This is a genomic window from Azohydromonas aeria (assembly GCF_009760915.1).
GTDB lineage: Bacteria > Pseudomonadota > Gammaproteobacteria > Burkholderiales > Burkholderiaceae_C > Azohydromonas > Azohydromonas aeria.
The window spans coordinates 1-1,934 of sequence record NZ_VIDQ01000182.1 but is presented as its reverse complement, the minus strand read 5'-3'; the positions used below and the strand labels follow the sequence as shown (position 1 = coordinate 1,934).

Annotated in this window: 2 protein-coding genes; both read left to right on the top strand. The window is 68.5% G+C overall.

Going from position 1 to position 1,934, the window contains the following annotated elements; genetic code table 11:
- On the top strand, window positions 1-306 hold a 306-nt coding region (gene tnpB, locus FJ694_RS36335; protein ID WP_157272375.1), incomplete at its 5' end, for an IS66 family insertion sequence element accessory protein TnpB.
- A gap of 74 nt (window positions 307-380) precedes the next feature.
- A partial coding sequence (tnpC, locus tag FJ694_RS36330; RefSeq protein ID WP_232540394.1) for an IS66 family transposase occupies window positions 381-1,934 on the top strand: 1,554 nt, incomplete at its 3' end.

The window sequence follows — 1,934 nt, the reverse complement described above, 5'->3', positions numbered from 1 at the left end:
CAAGATATGCGCGCCGGCGCTGACCGGCTGCTGGCGGTGGTTGTGAACACGCTCGGCGAGGCCCAGGCGCACCACGGCTACGTCTTCGCCAATGCGCGGGCCAGCAGGCTGAAGCTGCTCGTTCACGATGGCTTCGGCGTGTGGTGTGCCACGCGTCGGCTGCACACCGGCCGCTTCGTCTGGCACACCCGCGAGCCGGGCTCGGCGGCGCCGGCCTTGCAGCTCAGCGCCCAGCAGTTCGAGGCGCTGACGCTCGGACTACCCTGGCAGCGCCTGGGTGAGTTCAGCACCATCCGACGCTGCTGAGCGGTTGGCGCGGGCGTTGACAACAGCGCAAGTGCCAATGGCACGGCGCTGCTCGACGCGGCACCATGCTGGGCATGCCCGATGAAGCCGCCATCGATCTGACGAGCCTGCCGACCGAGGTGGCCGCGTTGATCGCACGGTTGCAGCAGCAGGCCCAGGTTCATGCCCAGGAACTGGCCCACCGCGACCGCGAGATCGCCTGGCGGGATGTGAGGATCGACAAGCTCAACTTCGAGCTCGCACGGCTGCGCCGCTGGAAGTTCGATGCCAGGACCGAGGCGATGACGGCATCGCAGCGGCTGTTGTTCGCCGAGACCATGATCGAGGACGAGGCCAGCCTGAAGGCGAAGCTGGCCGAACTGCAGCGCGGACTGCCCGAGGCACCCAATACAGCGAAGGCGCCACCGCGCAGGCCGCGCCGCGAGAAGCTGCCCGAGCATCTGGAGCGCGTCGAGCACCGCCACGAGCCCGAGAGCACCAACTGCCCCAACCCGGAATGCGGCCAGCCGATGCAACGCATCGGCGAGGACGTGAGCGAGAAGCTCGACATCATCCCGGCCAGGTTCTTCGTGCACCGGCACGTCTACGGCAAGTGGGCCTGCAAGTGCTGCCAGCAGATCCACCAGGAGCCGGCCGAGCCGGACGTGGTGGACGGCGGCATCCCGGCCAGCGGACTGGTGGCGCACACGCTGATTGGCCGCTTCGTCGACCACCTGCCGTACTACCGGCAGGAGCCCATCAACGCGCGCTCGGGCGTGCACACGCCGCGCTCCACGCTGGCCGCCTGGGGCGGCGCCGGCGGTGCGGCGCTGGAACCCCTGTACGAGTTGCAGCGGCGCTTCATCCTGGGCTGCCGGGTGCTGCATGCCGACGAGACGCCGGTACCGCTGCTGGACCCGGGCGCAGGCAAGACGAAGAAGGCCTACGTCTGGGCCTGGGCGCGCAGCCACCATGACGCGCATCCGGGCGTGATCTACGAGTTCTGCCTGGGAAGAGGTTCGCAGTACCCGGTGGCCTTCCTCGGCGGCAAGGGGCCACCGGCACCTGAGCCGGCGTGGAGCGGCACGTTGATCACCGACCAGTACGCGGCCTACAACGCCGTACTGGACACCAAGCTCTACCCGCAGCGCAAGTCGGCGGCGTGTGCTGCGCATGCGCGCAGGCGCTTCGAGGAGCTCAGCCGCGGCGGCAGCAGTGCCAGCGCGGTGGCCACCGAGGCGCTGCGGCGCTGGGCTCGGATCTACCACGCCGAGGCGGCCTTCGCCGAGATGAGCCAGGACGAGCGCCGGCAGGCACGGCAGGCGCTGAGCAAGCCGCTGTGGGACGAGTTCGAGGTCTGGCTCAGGCTGCAGCGCACGCAGGTGCTCGACGGGGGCAAGATCGCAGGGGCGATCGACTACAGCCTCAACGCCTGGCAGGCACTGACGCTGCACCTGGACGATGGCGCTGTGGCGGTGGACAACAACTTGATCGAGCGCCAAGTCAAGCCCTGGAAGGTCGGCGCGAATAATGCGAAGTCCGTTTTTATGCGAAGTCGAGATGCCCAGGCTGGAATCGGACCGAGGGATCGGGGTGGCGCCCATGCCATGACCGCTTCGCATAATTACAGTGCCTGCAGGAACGCCATC